Below are 19,033 nucleotides of genomic sequence, written 5' to 3' on the forward strand. Positions count from 1 at the left end.
CACGCCTTCCCTGCCTGCGGGGTTCAGCCGCCGTTGCGCGCGGGGTCGGGCCGCGTATGGGCGAGGCCAGCCCCGTCGTCGTTGACGACTCTGTCGATACCGATATCGCGGCTGCGGCCGTCGCCCTGGTCGTTTTCCACGTCGGCGCGCTCGCCCGTCCCCACGGCATCGGTGTCGGTGTCGGGCGCGTCGGCGCCCAGGTCGCTGCCTGAATCCGAGGAGTCGCTCGGTCCCAGGGAGCGGTTGCCGTGGCCCGGCGGGATGCCGGAGGCGGCGTCCGCGATGTCCGCCGTGTCCAAGGGGTCGACGACGCCCGTGGCGTCGTCCTCGTAGAATTCCTCGTCGTTGTCTTGCGCGTCATTGTCGTTGTCCGGATTGGCTTGGTATTGGGTCTTGCGGGTTGCCATATATGCCTTCCTGCGGCGCGGTGCCGCGGTCATCGTAGGGCCGGCGCAATGGCCGGGATGATGGCTGGCCAGCAAAGCCCATGCCCCGGCCGGCGACGATGCATCGTGTCGCCGCCGGGGCGGATCCGGGTACCCGAGGCGGGGTACTACGGGTACTACTCGACCTTGACGTTTCCTTCCTTGACCAGCTTGGCGAACTTGCGGGTCTCGTCGGCGATGCGCTGGCCGAACTGGGCCGGCGTTTCCTTCATCGGTTCCGCGCCCGCGGCGGCCATGCGCTGCTTGAATGCCGGCGACGCGGTGATGCCTTCCACTTCGCTGCTAAGGCGCGCCAGCAGCGGCTTGGGTGTCGCGGCCGGCGCGAAGACGCCGAACCAGGTGCCGATGTCGAAGCCTGGAAGGCCGGTCTCGGCCAGTGTCGGCACATCGGGCAGCGCGTCGCTGCGGCGGGCGGTGGTCACGGCCAGCGCGCGCAGCTTGCCTGCCTTGATGTGGGGCAGGACGGTGGTGATGGTATCGAAGGACATCGACACCTGGCCGCCCAGCAGGTCGGTGGTCAGGGGGCCGCTGCCCTTATAGGGCACATGCAGCAGCGGAGCGCCGGTGGCCGCCTGGAATTGCGTGCCGATCAGGTGCTGGGCGGTCCCGTAGCCGTTGGAGCCGTAGGTCAGGCCCTTGGGCGCCTGCTTGGCCAGCGCCACCAGCTCCGCCACGTTGTGGGCAGGCGTGTAGGCTGGGTTGATGGTCAGTACGTTGGGGACCATGGCGATGGGTGCGATGGGCGCCAGATCCTTCTGGAAGTCGTAGCCCAGCGACTTGTAGACACTGGTGGCGATCGTATGATGGACGGCGCCCATCAGCAGTGTGTAGCCATCCGGTTTAGCCTTGGCGACGTAGTCCGCGCCTATGGTGGCGCCCGCGCCGGGCCGGTTTTCCACGATGACGGCCTGCCCCAGCTTGCGGGAGAGCTCGTCGCCCAGGGCGCGCGCCAGCACGTCGGTGGTGCCGCCGGTCGGGAAGGGGACCACCAGGGTGATCGTGTGCGAAGGCCAGTCGGCCGCGTGGGCGGCGGCGCCGCCGGCCAGGCTCGCGCCCGCGAGGGCGAACGCACGGAGCCGCCGGGACAGGGTCGGGGTCAAGCGCATCGTTGTCTCCTTGTTGTCGTTATCCGGCGTCCGATGCGGGACGCCGGTGGTGTGAGGCGGACGATCAGGCGGCGCGCGCGGCGTCGTGCCGCGCCAGGTGGGCGCAGACCGCGCGTGTCACGTCGTCCGTGCCGGCCTGGCCGCCCAGGTCGCGGGTGTGCAGGGCGGGATCGGCGGTGACGGCTTCGATGGCCGCCATCACGCGTCGCGCGGCGGCGGCCTCGCCGAGGTGTTCGAGCAGCATCACCACCGACCAGAAGGTGCCGACGGGATTGGCCCAGCCCTTGCCCATGATGTCGAAGGCCGATCCGTGGATGGGTTCGAACATGGACGGGTAGCGGCGTTCCGGATCGATATTGCCGGTCGGCGCGATGCCCAGGCTGCCGGCCAGCGCCGCCGCCAGGTCGCTGAGGATGTCGGCGTGCAGGTTGGTGGCCACGATGGTGTCCAACGTGCGGGGGCGATTGACCATGCGGGCCGTGGCGGCGTCCACCAGTTCCTTGTCCCAGGCGACGTCGGGGAATTCGCGCGCGACCTGTGCCGCGACTTCGTCCCACATCACCATGGCATGGCGCTGCGCATTGGACTTTGTGATCACCGTCAACTGCTTGCGCGGCCGCGATTGCGCCAGCCGGAAGGCGAAGCGCAGGATGCGCTCGACGCCGACCCGCGTCATGATGGATACGTCGGTGGCGGCTTCGATGGGATGTCCCTGGTGGACGCGGCCGCCCACCCCTGAGTATTCGCCCTCGGAGTTCTCGCGCACGATGACCCAGTCCAGGTCCTCCGGCGCGCATCGCTTCAACGGACCGTCGATGCCCGGCAGGATGCGCGTGGGGCGCACATTGGCGTATTGATCCAGGCCCTGGCAGATTTTCAGGCGCAGGCCCCACAAGGTGATGTGGTCGGGGATGTTGGCGTCGCCCGCCGACCCGAACAGGATGGCGTCCTTGCCGCGCAGCGCGTCCAGCCCGTCTTCCGGCATCATCACGCCGTGCTGGCGATAGTAGTCGCCGCCCCAGTCGAAATTCTCGAATTCGAAGCGCAGGTCGCCCTGCGACGAAGCCACCGCCTCCATGACGATGCGTCCCGCGGGCACGACTTCCTTGCCGATGCCGTCGCCGGGGATGGTGGCGATCTTGTACGTCTTCATGTTCTGCTCCAGCTGGATGACCGGTAGCGATTTTGTGCCGTGGACGCTGTTCACGGACGGGGCTAAAGTTGAACCATCATTAACTTGAAGTTGATAATCAGGCGGAGCGTTCCATGAATCATGTCGCAGGCATCCAGGCGGCGGACCTGGGGTTTTTCGTGACGGTGGCGACGGCCGGCAGCCTTAGCGCGGCGGCGCGCGACCTGGGCATCACCACCGCCGCCGTCAGCAAGCGCCTGGCCCTGATGGAGAGCCGCCTGGGCCTGCCCCTGCTGGTGCGCACGACCCGGCGCAGCGGCGTGACGCCCGAAGGCGAAGTGCTGCTGGAGCGGTCGCGCGCCATCCTGGGGGAGATCGACGACCTGCGGCAGTTGCTGGGGCGCGCCAAGGACAGGCCCAGCGGCCTGCTGCGCGTGAACGCCACGCTGGGGTTCGGGCGCACGCACGTGGCGCCGGTCATTTCCGACTACAGCAAGCGCTACCCGGAGGTCGAGGTGCAGTTGCAGCTGTCGGCCGATCCGCCGGCCCTGGTGGACGACGTCTTCGATGTCTGCGTGCGGTTCGGCGCCCCACCCGATGCGCGCTACGTGGCCCGGTCGCTGGCGCCGAACCGGCGTTTGCTGTGCGCGTCGCCCAAGTACCTGCGCGAGCATGGCGTACCGCAGGCGCCGTCCGACCTGGCGCGGCACAATTGCATAGGCATCCGGCAGGGCAGCGATGCCTATGGCGTGTGGCGCCTGACGCCGCTGCGGCGATCGCGCGTGAAGCCGGGCAGCGCCGCGCCGCGCGCGGAGGCGGTGCGCGTGCGCGGCAACCTGACCACCAACGATGGGGAAATCGCCGTGAGCTGGGCCCTGGACGGGCATGGCATCGTCATGCGCGCGGAATGGGACATCCAGCGCTACCTGGCCAGCGGGCGCCTGGTGACGGTGCTGCCGAACTACGCGACGCCGGAGGCGGACATCTATGCGGTGTACCACCCGCGGCACCAGATGGTGTCGCGGGTGCGCAGCTTCGTCGATTTCCTGGGGGAGCGCTTCAGCGCGCTGGGACGGCGCGCCTGAAGGGACGGCGCGGGCCGGGACAGGGGCCGCTGCGGACTGCGCGGATGACGGGGCGTGGCCAGCGCCTGTCCTGGCATGGCCTCAGGCCGGGACGGGCTCCGGCGGCCGCGATTCGCGCGCGATGCTGGCGGTGATGTCGCGCGCGGGCTGGAAGGAGTCCGCGCGGGCCATGGCCCAGTTGACTTCGAAGACCTGGTGGCGGAACTTGCCTTCCAGCAATTCGCCCGGCGCCAGTTCGGGGAACAGCGAGGACAGCAGCCGCACTTCGGACGGCGAGATGCGGCGCGCGATGTGGTGCGGCCGCAGTTCGCCGGGGTGGGTGAGGCCCGCGGCGCCCAGCAGTTCGGCCAGCGCGTGCAAGGTGTTGTCGTGGAAGTTGGCGACGCGGCGCGCCTTGTCCGGCACCACCAGCGCGCGCTGGCGCAGGGGATCCTGCGTGGTCACGCCGGTGGGGCATTTGTCGGTGTGGCAGGCCTGCGCCTGGATGCAGCCCACCGCGAACATGAAGCCGCGCGCCGCATTGCACCAGTCGGCGCCCATGGCCATGGCGCGCGCCATGTCGAAGGCGGTGATGATCTTGCCGGACGCGCCGATACGGATGCGGTCCCGCAGGTTGACGCCGACCAGCGTGTTATGGACCAGGCGCAGGGCCTCGCGCAGGGGCGTGCCCACGTGGTCGACGAATTCGACCGGCGCCGCGCCGGTGCCGCCTTCGGCGCCATCGACCACGATGAAGTCTGGCGTGATGCCGGTTTCCAGCATGGCCTTGACGATGGCGAACCATTCCCACGGATGGCCGACGCACATCTTGAATCCCACCGGCTTGCCTTCGGACAACTCGCGCAGGCGCGCGACGAAGCGCATCAGGCCGATGGGGCTGTCGAAGGCGCTGTGTCCGGCTGGCGAGTTGCAGTCCTGGCCGATCGCCACCCCCCGCGCCGCGGCGATCTCCGCCGTGACCTTGGCGCCGGGCAGGATGCCGCCGTGCCCGGGCTTGGCCCCCTGGGACAGCTTGATTTCTATCATCTTCACCTGCGGCGTACAGGCGTTGCGCACGAAGGCCTCGGGCGAGAAATGGCCTTGCTCGTCGCGGCAGCCGAAGTAGCCCGAGCCGATATTCCAGATCAGGGCGCCGCCCGGCTTGCGGTGATGGCTGCTGATGCCGCCCTCGCCGGTGTCGTGCGCGAAATTGCCCAGGCGCGCGCCTTCGTTCAAGGCCAGGACGGCATTGGCGGACAGGGCGCCGAAACTCATCGCCGAGATATTGAAGGCGGACAGCGAATAAGGCTGGGTGCAGTCCGGGCCGCCCACGGTGATGCGGAAGTCGCTGTCGGCCACGTGGGCCGGCGCCAGGGAATGGTTGATCCATTCGTAGCGGTCGTCGTAGACGTCCTTCTGCGTGCCGAAGGGGCGCTTGTCTATTTCCTTCTTCGCGCGCTGGTAGACGATGGAGCGCTGGGCGCGCGAGAACGGCGCGGCCTGCGTGTCGTCTTCGAGGAAATACTGGCGGATCTCCGGGCGGATGGCCTCGAACAGGAAGCGCAGGTTGCCGAGGATGGGGTAGTTGCGGCGGATGGCATGGCGGGTCTGGACGAGGTCATAGATGCCGAGGCAGAACAGCGCCAGCAGCGGGATGGCGGCCCATAGCCACCAGGCCGAGTCCATGGCGGCGAGCGCCACGGTGATGATGGCGCCCAGCGTCACCAGGGCCAATGTCGAAAAGCGGATTGCCAACCAATGCATGTACGGACCTCCGGAAGCCGGGCCGGCGCGGGCGCGGCCGGTCATTTCTTTGCCGGCAACCATACCAGAAAGCGATGGCGGCAAATATGGGGGAGGTGGCGGTGTGTTTTGCAAGGCGCCGTCTTGCATTTCGCCTTTGCGCGTGCATGCTGGGCGACGCCTGGTGGGGGCCTAGACGGAAAGAGGAAAAACGGCAAACGGCAAACGGCAAACGGCAAACGGCAAAAGAGCGAAAGGCCCGGCAATCGCTCGCCTGTGGGAGCATTGCCAGGCCTTGCCATTTGCCTGCGCGGGCCCTTGCCGGCCAGGCGGCGGATCTCAGCAGACGGCGGGCGCGGCTGTCTTCTCCACGTTCAGGCCGAACCACGGGCGCAGGTACACGCCCAGGGCACTGCCCGCGAAGGCGGCGGGCAGCCACAGCCAGGCATGCAGGCTGCCCGAGAGGATGCCGCTGAAGTATGCGCCGATGTTGCAGCCATAGGCCAGGCGGGCGCCGAAGCCCAGCAGCAGGCCGCCGACGATGGCGCCCAGCAGCGAGCGCAGCGGCAGCTTCCACACCGGGGCGAACTTGCCTGCCACCGACGCGGCGGCCAGCGCCCCGAGCATCAGGCCGATGTCCATGACGGTGGTGACGTCCATGCCGACCGGCGCGGCCAGGGCTTTTTGCTGCTTGGCCCAGTAGGCCCAGCTGCCGACATCGATGCCGGCCGAGGCCAGCGCCTTGGCGCCCCAAAGCGCGAAGGCCGAGGTGATGCCCCAGGGGCGTCCGGCCAGTGCCAGCGTGGCGAAGTTCAAGACGACCAGGGCGATGCCGCCCCACACCAGCGGCCACGGGCCGCGCAACAGGCTGGCGGGCCGGCTCGTGCGGCTGGCGTGGGAGATGACGGCGCCATGGCGGCGGCGTTCCAGGCGGGTGGCGATCCATGCAATCAGCGCGAAGACCACGAGGTTGGCGACGATGGCGGGCGCGGGACCCCAGGCCAGCACCATCGACGTCGGCTTGATGGCGGGCAGGGCCGACCACCACGGGAAGACATAGGTGGCGGCGACCGAGCCGATCACGAAGAACAACAGCGTCACGACCATGCGGGTATTGCCGCCGCCGACGGCGAACAGGGTGCCGGAGGCGCAGCCGCCGCCCAGTTGCATGCCGATGCCGAAGAGGAAGGCGCCCAGCAGCACGGAGACGCCGGCCGGCGAGACCAGGCCGGCCACCGGTTGGCCGAACAGCGAGCCCTGCGACAGGACAGGGAAGAACAGCAGCACGCCGACGGCCAGCATCAACATCTGCGCGCGCAGGCCCGCCGCGCGACGATCGGAGACGAATACGCGCCAGGCCTGGGTGAACCCGAAGGAGGCGTGATACAGCGTGACGCCGAGCAGGGCGCCGACGATCCATAGCGCGGCCTGGCGCCAGCCGGCCAGGTCGTTGAAGTAGAAGACGCCGCCGAGCAGCAATAGCAGGGAGATCCACAGCGGTGCGCGGTTGGTGCGCACGGGAGGAAGGGCCGGGGCGAAATCCAGGGAGGAGGCGTTGGCGGACATGACGGTGAGGGAAGGGGATGCGGCTTGCGGGTCGCTTGCTGCGGCGCAAATCCGGTAGAAAAGCGCCAATGTAATTGGGAGGGGAAATTAATAAAAGAAATTGATGATTATTTTTTAATGACTTTTAGTTATTTGTGGCCGCGTTGCGGGAAGGGGATCCCGGTCGCGCGCGCGACCGGGATTTTTGTGCGCGGGGAGGGGCCGGCGCAGCGGGCTCGGCTCGGCCCTGCGCGGCCCGGCTCGGCCCGGTGCGGCCCGGCCCGGCTCGGCTCGGCCCGGCTCGGCTCGGCCCGGCTCGGCCCGGCTCGGCTCGGTCCGGCTCGGCCCGGCCCGGCCCGGCCCGGCCGGGCGCGGCTCGGCGCGGCCGGCACGGGCGGCGTTGTTACGAGAGGCGCCAGGACAGCGCGGCGAGGGTGGCGGCCAGGACGGGGAGGGTCAGCACGATACCGATGCGGAAGTAATAGCCCCATCCGATCGTCAGGCCCTTGCGCGCCAGGACGTGCATCCACAGCAGGGTGGCGAGGCTGCCGATGGGCGTGATCTTCGGGCCCAGGTCGCTGCCGATGACATTGGCGTAGATCATGGCGTCCTTGATCGCGCCGGTGACATGCGCGTCGGCGACATGCGCGTCGGCGATGGACAGGGCGCCCACCAGCACGGCGGGCAGGTTGTTCATGATGGAGGACAGCAGGGCCGCCGCGCCGCCGGCGCCGAACGCGGCCCCCCACACGCCGCCCTGGGCGCACCAGGCAAGGAAATGGGCCAGGTACTCGGTCAGGCCGGCATTGCGCAGGCCGTAGACCACCAGGTACATGCCCAGCGAGAAGACGACGATGTGCCAGGGCGCCTGCTTCATGACGCGGCGTGTGCCGACGATATGCGACCGTCCCGCCACCAGCAGCAGCCCCAGCGCGCCCGCGGCCGCGATCGCGCAGACCGGCACGCCCAGGGGTTCCAGCAGGAAGAATCCCGCCAGCAGCAGGGCCAGCACGATCCAGCCCGCCTTGAAGGTCAGGGGATCGCGAATGGCGCTGGCCGGATCGGGCAGGCCGCTGTCGCCGTAGGTCCTGGGGATGTCACGGCGGAACACCAGCAGCAGCATGCCCAGCGACGCCGCCACCGCCATGAAGTTCACCGGCACCATGACCGATGCATAGCGGTCGAAGCCGATGCCGAAGTAATCCGCCGACACGATGTTCACCAGATTGGAAACGATCAGCGGCAGGCTGCCGGTGTCGGCGATGAAGCCGGCGGCCATCACGAAGGCCAGCATCGCCGGCCGCGACAGGCCCAGCGCCAGCAGCATTTCCATGACGATGGGCGTCAGGATGAGGGCCGCGCCGTCGTTGGCGAACAGGGCGGTGACGGCCGCGCCCAGCAGCACGATCAGCGTGAACAGCCGCAGGCCGTGGCCACGGCCCCAGCGCGCCACGTGCAGCGCGCACCATTTGAAGAAGCCGGCCTCGTCCAGGATCAGGCTGGTGATGATGATGGCGATGAACGTGGCGGTGGCATTCCAGACGATATGCCAGACGGCCACGACGTCGGCCAGTTGCACCACGCCCAGCAGCAGCGCGACCGCGGCTCCGGCGCTGGCGCTCCAGCCCACGCCCAGGCCGCGTGGCTGGATGATGACGAGCGTCAGGGTGACGATGAAGATGGCGAGGGCGAGCATGGGGCGTGGGTCCGGGGAATCAGTGGTGCAGCATCCCTTGATGCTGGATGAGCGCGATCAGGGCGGAAATCGTCAGCACCGAGATCACCGTGGATACCAGGATGGCGCGCGAGGCCGACTGCGCGTCGCGGTGATACATCTGGGCCAGCATGAAGGGGCCCGTGCCGATCGGCAGGGCGCCCATGAGGATGGCGGTCCAGGCCCAGACCGGCGGCATGTCGAAGACGAACAGGACCAGGACGGCGGTGACCGCGGGCTGCACGATGAGCTTGGCGAAGACGATGCGGGCGACGGTCGACGGCGTGCCGCCCGCGCCGGCCTGCGCCAGGAAAAGGCCGATGGCGACCAGCGCGCAGGGGCTGGCGGCGTCGCCCAGCAGCACGATGAAGCGGTCCAGCGCCAGGGGCAGTTGCAGTCCGGTAAAGGCCCAGGCCAGGCCCAGCACCGGCGAGAGCAGCAGCGGATTGCGCAAGAGGGCGCGGCCGGTCTTGAGCACGGTGCGCAGGGGATGCTGGCCCTGGTGCTGGTCGAATTCGATCAAGGTGATGGTGACGCCGAACAGGACGCAGGCCGTCATCAGCACGGCGATGATGGCGGGCGCCAGGCTGTCGGGGCCCAGCACCACCAGGCACAGCGGGATGCCCATGAAGCCGGAGTTGGCGTAGGCATTGGCCAGGGCCTCGATGGCCACGTCGGTGCGGCGGGCGTCGCGCGGGCGCTTCACGCAAAAAGCGATGACGAAGGGAACGACGATGCCGACGATCAGCGACAGCACATAGCCGCCGTGCGCCAACTGCTCGGGCCGGACCTGGGTCATGGCATGAAAGAGCAGGGCAGGCAGGGCCAGGTAGATGACGAAGCGGTTGAGGGCATCGCCGCCCGAAGGACCCAGCAATTGCCGGCGCGCGGATAACCAGCCCGCCAGGATCAGTGCGAAGACGGGCAAGGTGGCGTTGATGACGGCCAGCATGGAGTGGGTGTCGTGGTCGAGGGCGAAAGCTGCACATTCTACTTCGGCGGGAGCTGGGCGCCGGTGGGGGCGCACTGCGGTGCGTCCGGCCTTTTGCCGAGCCGGCGGCATGGCCTGCGCGCTGCCGCCTGGCCTGTGTTCTTCCGGCCTGTCAAAATGGCGCCTGGTCTCGACAAGCAAGGATAGCGATCATGAAAGACATTCCGCTACGCATCGAAATCGGCGGGTGGGCCGAGCTCGCGCGCGATGCCGCATCGGTGCGCCAGACGGTGTTCGTGGAGGAGCAGGGCGTGCCGCCCGAACTGGAGATGGACGACGAGGATGCCCGTTGCGTGCATGTCGTCGCATACGGGCCGGACAATGCGCCGCTAGGTACGGGACGCCTGCTGCCCGACGGCCATATCGGCCGCATGGCCGTGCACAAGGTGGCGCGCGGGGCCGGCGTCGGCGGCGCCATCCTGGGCGCGTTGATCGAGGTCGGCCGCGACGCGGGGCATGAGGAACTGCTGCTGAATGCGCAGACCCACGCGACCGGCTTCTACGAGGCCCAGGGCTTCGTCGCGTTCGGCGAGCCTTTCGAAGAGGCCGGCATTGCGCATGTGGCGATGCGCCTGCGCCTGGCGTAGATACCGGCGCGGGCATCGGGTCACAGGCGTCGCGGCGCATGCAGTGTGGACAAGGCTGCCGCGATGCGCTCCCGCGACAGAAAACAAAAAACCCCGAAAACACACGGTTTACGGGGTCTCTGCCTATTTCTTGCCGAAAAACTGCTTGCGGAAAACTATGGTGCCCAGGAGAGGACTCGAACCTCCACACCTTGCGGCACATGGACCTGAACCATGCGCGTCTACCAATTCCGCCACCTGGGCACTATCGCTATCTCGTTGCTTGCGCGTCGTTCAGCGAAGAATTGAATTATGCACATTTTTTTAAAGCCGTGCAAGTTTGGTAGGATTTTTTTCTCCCCGGCGGCGCTTTGTTGTGCCCGCGCGTCGAACGGCGCCGCGGATCGGAAAACAAACATCGAACGTAGAAAAGCGAAACCCCCGCCAGCGTTTCCGCCGCGGGGGTTTCCGTATTCCGTGGTGCCCAGGAGAGGACTCGAACCTCCACACCTTGCGGCACATGGACCTGAACCATGCGCGTCTACCAATTCCGCCACCTGGGCACTATTTAAAGCCGTATTTAGTTAGAATACCGCTTTGCAGCACATCCAGTGGGCAAGCCACAGAAGCTGCGCATTATAAACAGGATTTTTCGCTTTGGCAAAACGATCAAGCAACGACTCCAATAACAAGAACAGATCTGCTGTCGTGCCAGAGGCGCCTCCCGACTTCGATCCGGACGTTCCCAGCCGCGAAGCGATATTGCGCGCCCTGCGTTCCGCGGGCAGCCCGTTGTCGCCGGCCGAGCTGGCCGAGCGCATGGGCGTCGAGCGCGACTCCACCCTGGTGGGATTCGAGCGGCGGTTGGGCGCGATGGAACGCGATGGCCAATTGCTGCCGAATCGCAAGGGGGTGCTGCTGCTGGCGACCAAGCTGGATTTCGTGCCCGGGCGGGTCCTGGGGCATCGGGACGGCTTCGGTTTCCTGTTGCGCGACGATGGCGGCCCGGACATCTTCCTGTCCCCGCGCGAGATGCTCAAGGTACTGCACGGCGATCGCGTCCTGGTCAAGCCGGGCGGCGAATACCGCGGCAAGCCGGAAGGCACCATCGTCGAGGTCATCGAGCGGCGCACCAACAAGCTGGTGGGCCGCTTTTTGCATGAGCACGGCCTGTCCATCGTGGTCCCCGAGGACCAGCGCATCAAGCACGACATCCTGATTCCGCCCGGCGACACCAATGGCGCGCAGCACGGCCAGGTGGTGTCGGTGCAGATCATGGAGCAGCCGACCCGCCATACGCAGCCGCTGGGCCGTGTCGACGAGGTACTGGGCGAGATCGACGATCCCGGCATGGAAATCGAAATTGCCGTGCGCAAGTTCGATGTGCCCGTCGAGTTCTCGGAAGCCGCGCGCAAGCAGGCCGCGCGCCTGCCCGACGTGGTGCGCAAGAGCGACCTGAAGGACCGCGTCGACCTGCGCGATGTGCCGCTGATCACCATCGATGGCGAGGACGCGCGCGACTTCGACGACGCCGTCTACTGCGAACCGGTGGAGCTGGGCACGGGGCAGCGCAAGCGTCCGGCCTGGCGCCTGCTGGTGGCCATCGCCGATGTCAGCCATTACGTGACGCCCAACGACGCGTTGGACGACGACGCGGTGGAGCGCGGCACCAGCGTGTATTTCCCGCGCCGGGTCATCCCCATGTTGCCGGAATCGCTGTCCAACGGATTGTGTTCGCTCAATCCCAATGTGGACCGCCTGGTGCTGGTGTGCGACATGGTCATCCCGGCCAGCGGCGCCAAGGCCGGCACGGTCACGGCCTACCAGTTCTACAACGCCGTCATGCACTCGCATGCGCGTACGACCTACACCAACGTGTGGGCCGCGTTGCAGCAGCCCACGGGGCCGACGGCGCAGGCCATGCGCGCGGTCATGCCGCAGGTCCAGCATCTCTATGACCTGTTCCAGCTGCTGGCGCAGGCGCGCCGCAAGCGGGGGGCCATCGACTTCGATACCGTTGAAACCAAGATCGTCTGCAACGAGCTGGGACGGATCGAGCAGATCGTCGGCGTGGTGCGCAACGACGCGCACAAGCTGATCGAGGAATGCATGTTGGCGGCCAATACCTGCGCCGCGGACTTCATGGCGCGCAGCAAGCATCCCGGCTTGTATCGCATCCACGAAGGGCCTACGCACGATCGCTTGCAGTCGCTGCGCGAATTCCTGCGCACCATGGGGCTGTCGCTTGGAGGCGGCGACGAGCCGACGGCCAAGGACTATGGCGAATTCCTCGACAGCGTGCGCGCGCGGCCGGATTATCCGCTGTTGCAGACCATGTGCCTGCGATCGATGCAGCAGGCGATGTACAGCCCCGACAATGTCGGGCACTTCGGCTTGTCCTATCCGGCCTACACGCACTTCACGTCGCCGATCCGGCGTTATCCGGACCTGCTGACGCACCGCGTGATCAAGAGCCTGCTCGTGGGCCAGCGCTATGTGCCCACGCTGGAGGACCAGCCGGTGCCGGTGGGGCGTTCGCACAAGGAGCAGGAACACGCCATCTGGGAGAAGCTGGGGCTGTTGCTGTCGGCTACCGAGCGACGCGCGGACGAAGCTTCGCGCGACGTCGAGGCCTGGCTCAAGTGCTGGTTCGTCAAGGAGCGCGTGGGCGAGGACTTCAGCGGAACGGTCACGGGCGTGGCCAGCTTCGGCATTTTCGTCACGCTGGACACCCTGCACGTGGAAGGCCTGGTGCACGTGTCCGAACTGGGCGGCGAGTACTTCCAGTTCAACGACGCACTGCACGAGCTGCGCGGCGAGCGGACCGGCATGCGCTATCGCCTGACCGACAAGGTCCAGGTGCAGGTGGCGCGTGTCGACCTGGAAGCGCGCCGCATCGAGTTTCGCCTGGTCAAGGGCACCAGCTTCGATTCCCTGCGCAAGGCGGCCGCGCGCGGGCCGGAGGAGCCGCCGCGGCGCATCAAGAAGGCGGCTGGCACCAAGCCGGCGGCGCTCAAGGGGCAGACCGCCAAGGTGCGCCGCGCCGAGGCCAAGAAAGCCAGCAAGGCGGCGGCGCGGCCAGCGTCGGCGCCGCGCAAGCGGCGCTGAGGTCGGCCGTGGACGGGCTGGGGATGGACGTTCGTCCTGGCCTGCCCGCCGACCGCGCTCAAGCTGGTCGTCGTCCAATGATGAATAATGCGGATGAATAATGCGTTCCCCGCCAGGCGGGGAACGCATGCAACACGGGATTTCCCGTCCGGCCGCCGCAGGCATCGCTACGCCTTGCGAGCCGGCAGGCGGCGCAAGCCGCGCGGCGTCGGGAACAGCTTTTTTTTGAGAGGTTCAATATGGCGTCAACCCAGGTTCTCGCGGGGTTTCACGCAGTGGTGGCGCGGCTGCGCCACGCGCCGGATTCCATCAAGGATATCTATGTCGAAGCCAATCGGCGCGACAAACGGATGACGGCCCTGATCGAGCAGGCCGCTCATGCGGGGTGCAAGGTGCATCCGGTGGCGGCGGACAGGCTGGAGGGCCTGGCGCGCGGCACGCGCCATCAGGGCGTGGTGGCGTTGGCCGAGCCGCGCCAACTGGCGGTTGATGTGGACGAGGTGCTGGACGTGATCGAGGGGCCGGCGCTGCTGCTGATCCTCGACGGCGTGACCGATCCGCACAATCTCGGCGCCTGCTTGCGTACCGCCGATGCCGCCGGCGTCCATGCTGTGATCGCGCCGCGCGACCGCGCGGTGGGCCTGAATACGACCGTGCAGCGCGTGGCCTGCGGCGCCGCCGACACCGTGCCTTACCTGATGGTCACGAACCTGGCGCGCACCATGCGCAGCCTGAAGGACCGGGGCGTCTGGCTGGTTGGGACCGACGACCAGGCCAGCGAGCCCATGCATGCCGTCGATGCCCGGCAGTCCATGGCCTGGGTCATGGGCGCCGAAGGCGAGGGGATGCGTCGCCTGACCCGCGAGACCTGCGACCAGCTGGTGCACATTCCCATGCTGGGGTCCGTGGAGAGCTTGAACGTCAGCGTGGCAAGCGCCGTATGCCTTTATGAGTCGGTGCGGCAGCGCGGGACGGGCCAGGCGGGCGGCAGGCCGGGATAAGAAGCGGCCAGCATCCTCCTGGGGTCGATCCGCTGACATAACAACAGGCGAGCAGCATGCAGGAATCCTGGTTTGTCCGTCTCATGCGGCGCATCAATGCGCTGCGTCTGTTTTTCATGGTGGCGATTTCGATCTGGGTGTCCGTGCAGGGCGGCCGGCCATGGAATTCTTTCAGCGACGCCGTGTTCTGCGGATTGGCGGCGCTGACCGCCTGGGCCGGATTGCGGCCTGCCGCGCCGCCCTGGCTGCGCCGGCTTGCGCTGGCCTCCAACCTGGCGGTCACGGTGTTCACGATCGTCGACGGCGCGGCGCTGTTGCTGTCGCCGGACGCCGCGGCGGGGATCGTATCGCGGTCAGGGATGATCTTCGTGGTCGTGTCAGGCGTGCTGGGGCCGTTCAATGCCTGGGCGTTGCGGCGGACAGCGGCAGCCCGCTCGAAGGAGCGCGCGGCGGCGGAGCCGAGTGTGGCGGGCGGGATGTCGACGGTACCGGCGGCATTCACTACATCGCCGCCATCCACGACACCCACGACACCCACGACACCCACGGCGCCCGTCGCGTCCACGCGATCGCGACGCGGCAACTATTTCCTGCGCCACTGGCGTGGCCAGCTGCCGCTGTGGTTGACCTTCTGGATCAACGGCTTCGTGTTCGGCCTGGTGTTCCTGTTCGCCCACGGCTATTTGGCCCTGAGCCTGAAGGGACAGGCCTCCCTGCAACTGCTGTCGCTGGAAAGCGTAGCCGCGCTGGCGCTGGCCCTGCTCGGATTGGCCTGGTGGGCCGTGGGGCTGTGGCGTTGTGCCGATGTCCGGCTCGCGGGTGGCCGGGCCAGGAAACGATCGGTCGCGGTGCAGGTCATGCTGGTGTGCCTTGCCTGGGTCATGCTCGAACTCGCGACCACCGCGCCGTTGGGGCCGGTCAAGGACCTGGCGATGCTGGCCATCGGCAAGGACGTGCTGGGCGGCGACCTCGAAGTCAAGGCGTCGCCGGACGGCAAGTCGGTGATCCTCGTGGGTTTCCTGCACCTGGGCGCGGCGGACCGCGTGCGCCAGGCGCTGGACGCGGCGCCCCAGGCCAGGACCTTGGTCCTGAGCTCGCCGGGCGGACGGCTGCAGGAAGGCGAGTTGCTCGCCAACCTGGTGCGGGCGCGGCAGCTCGACACCTATGTCGACGAGTATTGCGCCAGCGCGTGCACCTATGCCTTCCTGGCTGGCCGGGAGCGGGCAGCCACGCCCAATGCGCGCATCGGATTCCATCGCCCGTACTCGCCTTTCGGCGGCAAGACCATCGATTTCCTCGCCAGCGAGGACATGATGGATCGTTACCGCGTAGCGGGCCTGCCCGATTGGTTCATCAAGCGCGTCGCCGATACCCCCAGCACATCGGTCTGGTATCCGACCGGGCAGCAACTGGCCGACGCCAGGGTGGTGACCCGCGTGTCGCTGGGCGGCGAGTCCAGTCGCCTGGCCTTCTACAAGAGCCGCGACGACCTGTTGCAAGCCGTGCGGCGCGAATCCATCTTCGCGGCCTACGAGCGGCGCTTTCCCGGCACCATCGACAAGGCGGTGGACCAGGGATGGGCCGTGCAGCAGCGCGGCGGCAATGACGGGGAAATCATGACGGCGATGCGGGGCGTGGTGGCGGGCACCTTGCCCGCCTTGCTGCGCGCAAGCGATACGCCGGGCCTGGAACGCTTCGGCCGACTGGTGCTGACGGAGCTGAACGCGGCGCGCGCGGTCAGCCCGCAGGCCTGCCTCCAGGTGTCGGAAGGCACGCTGGACATTACCCGGACGCTGCCGCCGGCCGTCATGGCCGAAGAGGTGGCGGTGGTAACGCAGCTGCTGGCCGCGCCGCCGACCACCGCGCCGCCGCCCTCGGCCAGGAAGGCGTCCGAGGCCTTGAAGGCCGTCGTGGGCGCCATGCCGCCGCATTTGCGCGATGCGCTGACCGACGAGCAGGCTGCCCCGCCGTCGTCCGCGGATGACCGGGCCAGCTTGCGTTGCGACGCCAATATCGTTTTCTACGAGACCTTGCTCAGGCAGCCCGCCGCGACGCGGGCCCTGGCGCTGCAGGCGATGTTCCGCACCGGTAACTGAGCCGTAGGGCCGGCTTCCGGCGCCCGGGCGTGGAGGCGGAGACGACGCGCAGGCGACGACGAGGCGGCGTCGGCGGTAGAATGCCTGGTCCTTCCCGGATGGCGCGGCGTTCCCGCGACGTCCTTGCCGCGGTCTTCGCCCCCCGCGGCTATCGTCTCCGTGGCGATCACCTTGCGGCTTCATACACGCACCATGAAAAAGAACGGCTTCACCACTTCCATCCTGCATTCCGATCGACGCAGCCCCATCGAGCACGGCGCCGTGCACAAACCCATGCACACCGCATCGGAATATGGGTACGAGGATGCGCGTGAATTGGCGGCGGTGTTCCAGGGCAAGGCGGGTTTCACGTACGCGCGCCAGGGCACGCCAACGACCACCGCGCTCGAAGCCAAGATCACCGGCATGGAAGGGGGGGTGTCTTCCGTCAGCTTCGCCACCGGCATGGCCGCGTTGTCGGCGATTTTCGGCACCTTGCTGCGCGCCGGCGACCACCTGGTTTCGAGCCAGTTCATCTTCGGCAATACGACCAGCCTGCTTGGCACCATGGCCGCGCTGGGCGTGGAAGTGACCTTCGTCGACGCCACCGACGCCGAGCAGGTGCGCGCCGCGCTGCGACCCAACACACGCATGGTGTTTGTCGAGACCGTTGCGAATCCGGGGACCCAGGTCGCGGACCTGCGCGGCATCGGCGCGCTGTGCAAGCAGCACAACCTGGTCTATGTCATCGACAACACCTTGACGTCGCCCTGGATGTTCCGAGGCATCGACGTCGGCGCCGCCCTGGTGATGAATTCGCTGTCGAAGTACATCGGCGGCCATGGCCATGCGCTGGGCGGCTCGGTGACGGACACGGGCTTGTACGATTGGTCCGGTTACGCCGCCATCCACGACGCGTACAAGAAGGGTCCGCCGACCGGCTGGGGCTTGCTGCAGATCAAGAAGAAAGGCCTGCGCGACATGGGCGGGACGCTGGCGGCCGAACCGGCCCACCGTATCGCTGTCGGCGCGGAAACGCTGGCGCTGCGCATGCGCCAGCATTGCAACAACGCGCTGGCGTTGGCGCGCTTCCTGCAGGGCCATGATGGCGTTTCCAAGGTTTATTACCCTGGCCTGGAGGGGCATCCCCAGCACGAGCGCGCCAAGGACCTGTTCGGTGGCCGCTATGGCGCCTTGATGGGCGTGGAACTGGTCGACGGCATCGACTGTTTCGAATTCCTGAACCGTCTGGAAGTGGTGATCCTGGCCACCCACCTGGGCGATACGCGCACCCTGGCGTTGCCGGCGGCTCACACCATCTATTACGAAATGGGTCCGGCCCGCCGTGCGCAAATGGGCATTGCCGACAGCTTCTTGCGGATCTCCGTCGGCATCGAGGACGAGGCCGACCTGCTGGGCGATTTCGACCAGGCATTGCACGCCTGCCTGAAGGCCTGAGACGCAGGCGAGCGACCTCGATTCGGCCGTCCGCCATGGCGTGGGCGGGCCGCAGGTAATCACTTGTATGTATTAGGCACAAGGATGGCGCAACGTCAATCGATAGCCAGGAAAACCTAGTAACGGCGCGGCTTTGAGAGGGTTTCACCCTTGACAGCCCATGCGCGGCGAGGCCTAATACGCCTCTACGTCGCCGGCGCTCCCCCGCGGTTTGATCAGCGCTTGCAGGCTGGGCGGCGTGGCACTGAATGTAGTGGTTTGCAGTGCAAACGCGCTTGAAGAACCCGTTCGAATGTTTTGCCGGCCGCATTGCCAGCCGCAGGCCGGTGGACTTCTATTTTCCTGTGAGGGGTAGAACTGAATGAATAAAACTGAGCTCATCGACCACATCGCCGGCAAGGCCGACATTTCGAAGGCCGCCGCTGGTCGTGCCCTGGACGCGCTGATCGGCGCCGTGAAGGGTACGCTGAAGAAGGGTGGCACGGTCACGCTGGTGGGTTTCGGCACGTTTGCCGTCACCACGCGCGCCGCTCGCACGGGCCGCAACCCGCGCACGGGCGAAGCGATCAAGATCAAGAAGGGCAAGGTGCCGAAGTTCCGTCCGGGCAAGGCCCTGAAGGACGCGGTGAACTGAGTCCTCTGAAGGGCGCCGTTATGAAAACGGCACAATGGCGAGCACTTGGATGCTCGCCATTTTCTTTTGTACGGCGGTATCTGCCGCAGCGCGTTTGCAGCGAATTGCGCCGGCAGATATAATCCGTTCCTTCTTGCTCGGTTTGTCGCTTGATCCCAAGCGTAAGTCGAGATCAAGGCGTGGCTACCCGCGCAATTGTGCAGCAATGCAAGCAGCATCGCATTGCGTCCCGCACAACCCCGGGTGCTTAGCTCAGTTGGTAGAGCGGCGCCCTTACAAGGCGTAGGTCACAGGTTCGACCCCTGTAGCACCCACCACACCTGTTTCATTAGGCGTTTATTGCCCGGCGTATGCTGGGCCGCATGGCGTCTTCATCCGAAGAAAGGCGCTCGGCCTGAAACGAGTGACGTCGCACTTGGCCCTATTTCGCGGCGCGCATGTGAGTGGGCT

At 67.3% G+C, this 19,033-nt stretch carries 14 protein-coding genes and 3 tRNA genes; 8 read left to right on the top strand and 9 right to left on the bottom strand.

Going from position 1 to position 19,033, the window contains the following annotated elements; all coding sequences use genetic code 11:
- Positions 1-23: 23 nt before the first annotated feature.
- The 3 genes from C7R54_RS07200 to C7R54_RS07210 all read right to left on the bottom strand — a co-directional run bounded on the left by C7R54_RS07200 (position 24) and on the right by C7R54_RS07210 (position 2,705).
- The gene (locus C7R54_RS07200; RefSeq protein WP_240039426.1) at positions 24-407 is read right to left on the bottom strand and encodes a hypothetical protein; all 384 of its coding nucleotides are present in this window, start codon (positions 405-407) and stop codon (positions 24-26) included.
- A 155-nt stretch (positions 408-562) separates the two neighbouring features.
- A complete protein-coding gene (locus tag C7R54_RS07205) occupies positions 563-1,552 on the bottom strand; it encodes a tripartite tricarboxylate transporter substrate binding protein (RefSeq protein WP_129149542.1) in 990 nt (329 codons plus the stop codon).
- 64 nt (positions 1,553-1,616) lie between these two features.
- Positions 1,617-2,705: a tartrate dehydrogenase gene (locus C7R54_RS07210; RefSeq protein ID WP_129149543.1), complete on the bottom strand. Its 1,089-nt coding sequence runs from the start codon at positions 2,703-2,705 to the stop codon at positions 1,617-1,619.
- Between the two features lie 113 nt (positions 2,706-2,818).
- Between C7R54_RS07210 and C7R54_RS07215 the strand changes: the two genes are divergently transcribed.
- Positions 2,819-3,769 (top strand): LysR family transcriptional regulator, encoded by a 951-nt coding sequence (locus tag C7R54_RS07215; RefSeq protein ID WP_129149544.1) that lies wholly within the window; start codon positions 2,819-2,821, stop codon positions 3,767-3,769.
- A gap of 81 nt (positions 3,770-3,850) precedes the next feature.
- Here the strand turns inward: C7R54_RS07215 and C7R54_RS07220 are convergent, their stop codons facing one another.
- The 4 genes from C7R54_RS07220 to C7R54_RS07235 form a co-directional block, all read right to left on the bottom strand.
- Positions 3,851-5,512, bottom strand: coding sequence for an FMN-binding glutamate synthase family protein (locus tag C7R54_RS07220; protein WP_129149545.1), 1,662 nt, complete (start codon positions 5,510-5,512; stop codon positions 3,851-3,853).
- Between the two features lie 318 nt (positions 5,513-5,830).
- Entirely contained in the window at positions 5,831-7,057 is a 1,227-nt protein-coding gene (locus tag C7R54_RS07225; protein WP_129149546.1) for a YeeE/YedE family protein, read from the bottom strand.
- Between the two features lie 382 nt (positions 7,058-7,439).
- The gene (locus tag C7R54_RS07230; RefSeq protein WP_129149547.1) at positions 7,440-8,732 is read right to left on the bottom strand and encodes an arsenic transporter; all 1,293 of its coding nucleotides are present in this window, start codon (positions 8,730-8,732) and stop codon (positions 7,440-7,442) included.
- Positions 8,733-8,751: 19 nt separating this feature from the next.
- Entirely contained in the window at positions 8,752-9,702 is a 951-nt protein-coding gene (locus C7R54_RS07235) for an AEC family transporter (RefSeq protein WP_129149548.1), read from the bottom strand.
- Between the two features lie 191 nt (positions 9,703-9,893).
- Between C7R54_RS07235 and C7R54_RS07240 the strand changes: the two genes are divergently transcribed.
- Entirely contained in the window at positions 9,894-10,328 is a 435-nt protein-coding gene (locus C7R54_RS07240; RefSeq protein ID WP_129149549.1) for a GNAT family N-acetyltransferase, read from the top strand.
- A 158-nt stretch (positions 10,329-10,486) separates the two neighbouring features.
- Here C7R54_RS07240 and C7R54_RS07245 read toward each other — a convergent pair.
- Together C7R54_RS07245 and C7R54_RS07250 are read right to left on the bottom strand one after the other, a co-directional pair.
- Positions 10,487-10,571 (bottom strand) — tRNA-Leu (locus tag C7R54_RS07245).
- Positions 10,572-10,785: 214 nt separating this feature from the next.
- A tRNA-Leu gene (locus C7R54_RS07250) sits at positions 10,786-10,870 on the bottom strand.
- Between the two features lie 94 nt (positions 10,871-10,964).
- Here C7R54_RS07250 and rnr point away from each other — a divergent pair.
- From rnr to C7R54_RS07280, 6 genes are all read left to right on the top strand, one after another.
- Complete coding sequence (gene rnr, locus C7R54_RS07255; protein ID WP_129149550.1) at positions 10,965-13,415, top strand: ribonuclease R; 2,451 nt, start codon at positions 10,965-10,967, stop codon at positions 13,413-13,415.
- A 239-nt stretch (positions 13,416-13,654) separates the two neighbouring features.
- Positions 13,655-14,416, top strand: a complete 762-nt coding sequence (gene rlmB / locus C7R54_RS07260) for a 23S rRNA (guanosine(2251)-2'-O)-methyltransferase RlmB (RefSeq protein WP_129149551.1) — start codon at positions 13,655-13,657, stop codon at positions 14,414-14,416.
- A 56-nt stretch (positions 14,417-14,472) separates the two neighbouring features.
- Positions 14,473-16,512, top strand: a complete 2,040-nt coding sequence (locus C7R54_RS07265) for a COG3904 family protein (RefSeq protein ID WP_129149552.1) — start codon at positions 14,473-14,475, stop codon at positions 16,510-16,512.
- Positions 16,513-16,704: 192 nt separating this feature from the next.
- Complete coding sequence (locus C7R54_RS07270) at positions 16,705-17,949, top strand: cystathionine gamma-synthase family protein (protein WP_129149553.1); 1,245 nt, start codon at positions 16,705-16,707, stop codon at positions 17,947-17,949.
- Between the two features lie 361 nt (positions 17,950-18,310).
- Positions 18,311-18,583: an HU family DNA-binding protein gene (locus C7R54_RS07275; protein ID WP_057650488.1), complete on the top strand. Its 273-nt coding sequence runs from the start codon at positions 18,311-18,313 to the stop codon at positions 18,581-18,583.
- Positions 18,584-18,824: 241 nt separating this feature from the next.
- Positions 18,825-18,900 (top strand) — tRNA-Val (locus tag C7R54_RS07280).
- Positions 18,901-19,033: the final 133 nt, after the last annotated feature.

Origin of the sequence: Achromobacter aloeverae, from assembly GCF_004121055.1 — a bacterium.
Classification (GTDB): domain Bacteria; phylum Pseudomonadota; class Gammaproteobacteria; order Burkholderiales; family Burkholderiaceae_B; genus Bordetella_C; species Bordetella_C aloeverae.

What these genes read in the sequence shown, in the direction of transcription:
- C7R54_RS07215 (WP_129149544.1), top strand. Translation starts at nt 2,819, where the DNA reads ATGAATCATGTCGCAGGCATCCAGGCGGCGGACCTGGGGTTTTTCGTG.
- C7R54_RS07220 (WP_129149545.1), bottom strand. Translation starts at nt 5,512, where the DNA reads ATGCATTGGTTGGCAATCCGCTTTTCGACATTGGCCCTGGTGACGCTG.
- C7R54_RS07265 (WP_129149552.1), top strand. Translation starts at nt 14,473, where the DNA reads ATGCAGGAATCCTGGTTTGTCCGTCTCATGCGGCGCATCAATGCGCTG.
- rlmB (WP_129149551.1), top strand. Translation starts at nt 13,655, where the DNA reads ATGGCGTCAACCCAGGTTCTCGCGGGGTTTCACGCAGTGGTGGCGCGG.
- C7R54_RS07230 (WP_129149547.1), bottom strand. Translation starts at nt 8,732, where the DNA reads ATGCTCGCCCTCGCCATCTTCATCGTCACCCTGACGCTCGTCATCATC.
- C7R54_RS07270 (WP_129149553.1), top strand. Translation starts at nt 16,705, where the DNA reads ATGAAAAAGAACGGCTTCACCACTTCCATCCTGCATTCCGATCGACGC.
- C7R54_RS07200 (WP_240039426.1), bottom strand. Translation starts at nt 407, where the DNA reads ATGGCAACCCGCAAGACCCAATACCAAGCCAATCCGGACAACGACAAT.
- C7R54_RS07225 (WP_129149546.1), bottom strand. Translation starts at nt 7,057, where the DNA reads ATGTCCGCCAACGCCTCCTCCCTGGATTTCGCCCCGGCCCTTCCTCCC.
- C7R54_RS07205 (WP_129149542.1), bottom strand. Translation starts at nt 1,552, where the DNA reads ATGCGCTTGACCCCGACCCTGTCCCGGCGGCTCCGTGCGTTCGCCCTC.
- C7R54_RS07275 (WP_057650488.1), top strand. Translation starts at nt 18,311, where the DNA reads ATGAATAAAACTGAGCTCATCGACCACATCGCCGGCAAGGCCGACATT.
- C7R54_RS07240 (WP_129149549.1), top strand. Translation starts at nt 9,894, where the DNA reads ATGAAAGACATTCCGCTACGCATCGAAATCGGCGGGTGGGCCGAGCTC.
- C7R54_RS07235 (WP_129149548.1), bottom strand. Translation starts at nt 9,702, where the DNA reads ATGCTGGCCGTCATCAACGCCACCTTGCCCGTCTTCGCACTGATCCTG.
- C7R54_RS07210 (WP_129149543.1), bottom strand. Translation starts at nt 2,705, where the DNA reads ATGAAGACGTACAAGATCGCCACCATCCCCGGCGACGGCATCGGCAAG.